Here is a 6145-nt window from a genome sequence, read left to right as displayed (position 1 = left end):
CCATCATAGGCTTGGTCATCGGGGGCATGCCTCGGTTCAGGTTGGCGGTTGCGACCCGACCCTACCGAGAAACCCGATGACCGCCTCAGCTACACCACCCCGCGGGACACGATCGCTGTTTCAGCAGGGTCTAAAGCGGAATCCGCATCCCGGGGGGCCGTTCTGCTTCCGAGGCAAATCCTGCGAGGATCATCGCCGCGCCACGCGGACGCTTTGTTCGTTCAACGAGGATTTCTGTCCAGCGGGGCCATAGGTCGTCATAAAGTCGATATCGGCCGCGTCGTGGCCAACGACAATTTTTGCGAGGGTGTCCGGCTGACGCATTCCGGTCGCATCGACGAGATGCCAAGCGTCTCCCACGTAGACCTCGGCGACTGCGTGGAAGTCCGGCGGGCTCACATCCGGCGCGTAGACTGCGACCGCACGCGCGGGAATGTGGGCGGCGCGGGCCAGCGAGATCAGGACGTGGGCATAATCTCGGCATACGCCCTGCCGCGTAACAAATGTGTCGATCGCGGTCGTAGTCTCGTCGCTTGAGCCCCTGACGTAACTGAAGCTCAACTCAATCCAATCTCGTATCGCCGCGATCTTCTCTCCACCAGCATAGTGCCCGAACTCCGATGTCACGAACTGCTCGAACATATCAGACTGACAGTAGCGCGATGCCATCAGGTAGGCGATCGCGTCGGCTGGCAATTGGGCGAACGGAACGAAGGGGGCTTTCCTCATGTCGGAGGTTGGCCGATGAAGCTCCACCGTCGCTCGATAGCGGCATTTCAGCGTATCGACCGCTTCAACCCATGCGCGCCGTCCGACCCCACCGCAGGCTGGCACCCAATGCGGCGCCGGCAGATCAGGGATTTCCAGCGAGCTCTCCAGCACTCTCTGGTCCGGCGTGTTGGCGGCTTCGAGCTGCAACGGGACCGTGGCCGAAGCAGGAAGGGCGTAGTCGAGATCTGCCTCGATGGTGAGCTGCAAGGAGAGTCCTTTCCTGTTGAGAACAGCTTGCCGAAAAAAGCGGCGCGCACGTAAGTCCCAGATATATCGCCGACGCTTAGTCTTCCGGTGGCGCGGCGAGAAGAAGCGCGGATGGCTCGCCGGGCGTGGTGATCCAAAGTCGACGGAGCTCCTCGGACGTGAAGACCCATCCCTCCAACACGAAATAGTCGCCACTGCCCCGCGCCATCGAGCACGCCTTCACCGCAGCCATCTCGGCGACGGTAGAACTGGTAAACGCCGGGGCGGAAACGCCAGAGGCCGTAAGGGCCAGGACGGCGAGGAACGCGCGCGAAGGGGCTGGCATGCGTCGTTTCGCCTCCCTTGGGGCTGGTGAGGTCGTTGAGCGGACGTCGAGCGCGCCTTGGAGGGGCCGATCGAAGCGGCTTGCCGCGCGTCTGGGCTGCCACCATCACCCGTGCGCGTAGGTCTCGCCATAACATAGGCTAAAGCATCGGCCGACCTCCGGTGACGGGCACGACGGCGCCGGTGATGTAACTCGCCTCGTCGGAGGCAAGCAGAACGAAGGTGGGGGCGAGCTCGGCCGGCTGGCCGACGCGCCCGAGCGGTGTGTTGGCGCCGAACTCCTCGACCTTCTCCTCCGGCAGCGTCGCCGGGATGAGCGGCGTCCAGATCGGCCCCGGAGCGACGGCGTTCACCCGGATCCCGCGCTTCGCCAGCATTTCGGCCAGACCGGCGGTGAAGTTGGAGATGGCACCCTTGGTCGTGGCATAGGCGAGAAGCTCGGGCGAGGGTGATTTGGACTGGATCGAAGAGGTGTTGATGATGGCGGCGCCTGGCTTCATCAAAGGGACGGCCGTCTTGCAGAGGTAGAACATCGCATCAAGGTTCGTCCGCGTCGTTCGGTGCCATTCCTCCGAGCTTATGTCCTCGATTTCCTCGATCGACGCCTGATGGGCGGCGTTGTTGACCAGGATGTCGATCCGACCGAAGACGCGGACCGCCTCCTCGATGATGACGCGGCAATGCTCTTCCTCGCCGATGTCGCCCGGGATCAGGATGGCGGCGCGCCCGGCGTCCTCGACCCATCGCGCGGTCTCCCGGGCATCCTCCTCCTCACTGGCGTAGGAGATGACCACGTCGGCGCCCTCCNGTCTCCCGGGCATCCTCCTCCTCACTGGCGTAGGAGATGACCACGTCGGCGCCCTCCCGGGCGAAGGCGATGGCGACGGCGCGGCCGATCCCGGAATCGCCACCCGTGATGATCGCGGCGCGGCCGGTCAGGCGGCCGTGCCCGACGTAGCTCGTCTCGCCGTGGTCGGGCGACGGCGACATCTTCTTCGTCTCACCCGGGATGTCCTGCTGTTGCGGAGGCTGGGGAGGCCTGTCGTAGGCCGTCGTCGGGTCCTGTGCCAAGTGTCGTCTCCATGTCGGCTTGAGGGTGTCGGGAAGTGAACCTGCGAGCTGGCCCGACGTTCCGGGCGGATGACCCTCGCGAGCCCGGCGGAACCGGGCGCGCGACGACGGATTGAACCCGTGAGGACAAAGCCAGGAGACGCGCCATGCCCCGAGCGGAGAACGACCAGACGATCATCACGGAACGCGGCGAAGGCGGGGAGACCCAGCAGCGGGGCGGCGCGCCGCTCACGACCAACCATGGCGTGCCGATCTCCGACAACCAGAACAGCCTCAAGGCCGGGGCGCGCGGGCCGACGCTGCTCGAGGATTTCGTGCTGCGCGAGAAGATCTTCCACTTCGACCACGAGCGCATCCCGGAGCGCATCGTCCATGCCCGCGGCACCGGCGCGCACGGTTACTTCGAATGCACGGACCCGATCCCGGATCTCACCATGGCGCAGCCGTTCCAGAAGAAGGGCGGCAAGGTGCCGGTCTTCGTCCGGTTCTCGACCGTCGCGGGCAGCAAGGGCTCGAAGGACACGCCGCGCGACGTGCGCGGTTTCGCGGTGAAGTTCTACACCGAGGACGGCAACTGGGATCTCGTCGGCAACAACATCCCCGTCTTCTTCATCCAGGATGCGATGAAGTTCCCCGACCTCGTCCATTCGGTGAAGCCGGAGGCCGACCGGGGCTTCCCGCAGGCGGCGAGCGCGCATGACACCTTCTGGGATTTCGTCTCGCTGATGCCGGAGTCGACCCACATGATCCTGTGGGCGATGTCGGACCGCGCGATCCCGCGCAGCCTCCGGATGATGGACGGGTTCGGCGTCCACACCTTCCGGCTCGTGAACGCGAAGGGGAAGGCGGTCTTCGTCAAGTTCCACTGGCGCGCGAAGCTGCGCTGCCAGTCCACCACCTGGGACGAGGCCGTGAAGATCTCCGGCGCCGATCCCGACTATCACCGCCGCGATCTCTGGGAGGCGATCACGGCGGGCGACTTCCCGGAATGGGAGCTCGGGCTGCAGGTCTTCGACGAGGATTTCGCCGCGTCGCAGCCCTATGACGTGCTCGACGCGACCAAGATCATCCCGGAGGAGGACGTGCCGCTCCGCGTCGTCGGGCGACTGGTGCTCGACCGCTGGGTCGACAATTTCTTCGCCGAGACCGAGCAGGTCGCCTTCCTGCCCTCGAACGTGATCCCGGGGATCGATTTCTCCGAGGATCCGCTGCTGCAGGGGCGGCTCTTCAGCTATCTCGACACGCAGAAGTCGCGGCTCGGCACGACCAATTTCCACCAGATCCCGGTCAACGCGCCCAAATGCCCGATGCAGAACTTCCAGCGCGACGGACTGATGCAGACCCATGTCCCGACCGGCCGCGCCAACTACGAGCCGAACAGCCTGGCCGAGGCGGGCGAGGATCCCGGGCCGCGTCCGGCGGAGCACGCGTTCCGCACCCATCCCGTCCCGACCGAGGGCAAGCTCCGCGCGCGAAGCGAGACCTTCGCCGACCACTACAGCCAGGCGCGCCTGTTCTACCGCAGCCAGACCGCGCCCGAGCAGGCGCATATCGTCAAGGCGATCACCTTCGAACTCTCGAAGGTCGACCTGCCGCATGTCCGGCTACGCGCGCTCGCGAGCCTGCGCAACGTCGACGAGGACATGGCGAAGGCGATCGCCGACGGGGTCGGCGTCGACCTGCCCGAGGCGCTCGAGCCCGCGAAGGCGCCGATCGACATGCCGGCCTCCGACGCGCTCTCGATGCATCTGACCGCGACGCAGGAGCCGAAGGGCCGGACGGTCGGCGTCCTGCTGACCGACGGCGCGGATGGCGAGGCGCTGAAGAAGCTCCGGGCGGCGGCGAAGAAGGCGGGTGTCACCGTGAAGCTCGTCGCGCCGAGGCGCGGCGGCGTGTTGCTCGCCTCGGGCGAGCGGATCGAGGTCGACGGCCAGCTCGAGGGCATGCCTTCGGTGCTCTTCGACGCCGTGGCGATCCTGGCCGCCGACGCGTCGCTCGACCGCGTGCCGGCGGCGCGGGATTTCGTCGCCGACGCCTTCGCGCATCTCAAGGCGATCGTGGCGACGAAGGAGGCGGGAGGGCTGCTCGACGCCGCCGGCGTCGAGAAGGACGCCTTCGTCTTCGAGGCCGCGAAGGAGCCGGAGGCCGCGGTCCTGCGCGCGCATGAGCGGGTGTGGGACCGGGAGCAGGCGTGAGGCCCGGTTAAGGAGGATGGCATACCGATCTCGGTCGAGGTGCGCTGGTTCGGCGCCGGCGGCATCGTGGGGTCTTGGCTTCAGCGGAAATCGCCGCGCCGCGAGGCACGCCATGAGTGCCAGTCGTGGATCGGGGACTCACGCCGGCGCCGTCTTCCCTTGCCGGAGCTGTCGCGGCGCGTTCACCGACGCTTTCGCGTAACCCGCCAGACACGGCCGCCGACGTCGTCGGCGACGAGCAGGGCGCCGGTCCGGTCGATCGCGACGCCGACCGGCCGGCCATGCGCGGCGTCGTCCGCGCCGAGAAAGCCGGTCAGCACGTCGCGGGGGGCCCCGGCCGGCTTCCCGCCGGCGAAGGGATTAAAACCCGAACCTGAATGCCCGCGAAACGCACGCCCGCGTCGGCTGCGCCAGCTGAAAAGCTACGCCGCCACGGGCCTGCTCACCTTATCGCCACAGGGGTCCCTTTTCCGCGCCGATCGGGGGTGACCTGCCCCCCGGTGGTCCCTCGCTCATAACGCGAGTCCGCAGGTTGGATTTCGGTATTGGTCTTCGCCGGATTTCGCAAGCGCGCCGGGCGCGGAGCCTTCAGCCAGCTCAAGCGTCCGGCGCGCGGTTGCCGGAGTCTGGTTGTTCAGCGCCGAATGCGGCCTGACGTTGTTGTAGTCGTAGCGCCAGATCGCCAGCTTGCGCCGCGCGTCATCCAGGCCGTCGAACAACTCCTCGTTCAACAACTCGTCCCGGAGGCTGCCGTTGAACGACTCGATGAAGGCGTTCTGCTGGGGCTTGCCTGGATCGATGTAATGCCAATCGACGCCGTTCTTGTCGGCCCATTTGAGGATGGCCCGGCTGGTGAACTCGGTCCCGTTGTCGCTGACGATGCTTTTCGGCTTGCCGTAAACGCGGACAAGAGCGTCCAACTCCCGCGCGACGCGGGCGCCGGAGATGCTGGTGTCGGCGACGAGGCCGAGACTTTCCCGGCAGCAGTCGTCGTTGACCGCGAGAATGCGGAACCGGCGCGACGCGCCGAACGTGTCCGAGAGNTGCTGGTGTCGGCGACGAGGCCGAGACTTTCCCGGCAGCAGTCGTCGTTGACCGCGAGAATGCGGAACCGGCGCGACGCGCCGAACGTGTCCGAGAGAAAGTCCAGCGACCATCTCTCATTCGGGCGCAGGGCGGTCGGCATCGGCGCCCGGGAGCCCCGCGCGCGCTTGCGGCCCCTTCGCCGCTTCACCGCCAGGCCCTCCTCACGATAGAGCCGGTAGAGCTTCTTATGGTTCATCACGTGTCCCTCGCGCTCCAGCAGGATGCCGATCCGGCGATAACCGAACCGACGCCGCTTTCCGGCGATCTCCCTCATCGCCTCACGAACATCCGTGTTGTCCGGCGGACGGACGCGCCGGACGGTTTTGGGATCGACGCCGACGATGCGGCAGGCATGGCGTTGCGAGATGTCATGGTTCCGCATCGCCTTCAGCGCCGCCGCCCGTCGCTCTTTCGGCGTCGTCAGCGCTTTCCCAGAAGATCCTTCAGAACGGTGTTGTCGAGCATCGCGTCCGCCAAGAGCCGCTTCAGCT

4 protein-coding genes and 2 pseudogenes are annotated in these 6145 nt (G+C 66.6%); 1 reads left to right on the top strand and 5 read right to left on the bottom strand.

What is annotated here, in order from left to right:
* Positions 1 to 189 precede the first annotated feature (189 nt).
* The 3 genes from ACLJK8_RS21695 to ACLJK8_RS21685 form a co-directional block, all read right to left on the bottom strand.
* Positions 190 to 978, bottom strand: coding sequence for a transglutaminase-like domain-containing protein (locus ACLJK8_RS21695; RefSeq protein ID WP_413152511.1), 789 nt, complete (start codon positions 976 to 978; stop codon positions 190 to 192).
* Positions 979 to 1442: 464 nt separating this feature from the next.
* Complete coding sequence (locus ACLJK8_RS21690; RefSeq protein WP_413152510.1) at positions 1443 to 2123, bottom strand: SDR family oxidoreductase; 681 nt, start codon at positions 2121 to 2123, stop codon at positions 1443 to 1445.
* Positions 2074 to 2373 (bottom strand): SDR family NAD(P)-dependent oxidoreductase, encoded by a 300-nt coding sequence (locus tag ACLJK8_RS21685; protein ID WP_413152509.1) that lies wholly within the window; start codon positions 2371 to 2373, stop codon positions 2074 to 2076. The genes ACLJK8_RS21690 and ACLJK8_RS21685 overlap by 50 nt, the downstream gene beginning before the upstream one ends.
* Positions 2374 to 2519: 146 nt before the next feature.
* On the opposite strand from ACLJK8_RS21685, the gene ACLJK8_RS21680 reads away from it, so the two are divergent.
* A complete protein-coding gene (locus ACLJK8_RS21680; RefSeq protein ID WP_413152508.1) occupies positions 2520 to 4568 on the top strand; it encodes a catalase in 2049 nt (682 codons plus the stop codon).
* A gap of 182 nt (positions 4569 to 4750) precedes the next feature.
* Here the strand turns inward: ACLJK8_RS21680 and ACLJK8_RS21675 are convergent.
* Together ACLJK8_RS21675 and ACLJK8_RS21670 are read right to left on the bottom strand one after the other, a co-directional pair.
* Positions 4751 to 4933, bottom strand: a pseudogene (locus ACLJK8_RS21675) (sorbosone dehydrogenase family protein); the annotation flags it as partial.
* A 150-nt stretch (positions 4934 to 5083) separates the two neighbouring features.
* Positions 5084 to 6145, bottom strand: a pseudogene (locus tag ACLJK8_RS21670) (IS3 family transposase); the annotation flags it as partial.

The organism is Amaricoccus sp. W119, from assembly GCF_047275745.1.
Classification (GTDB): Bacteria; Pseudomonadota; Alphaproteobacteria; order Rhodobacterales; family Rhodobacteraceae; genus Amaricoccus.
The sequence above is the reverse complement of the archived record's forward strand: the minus strand, read 5'-3'. Positions and strand labels throughout refer to the sequence as shown.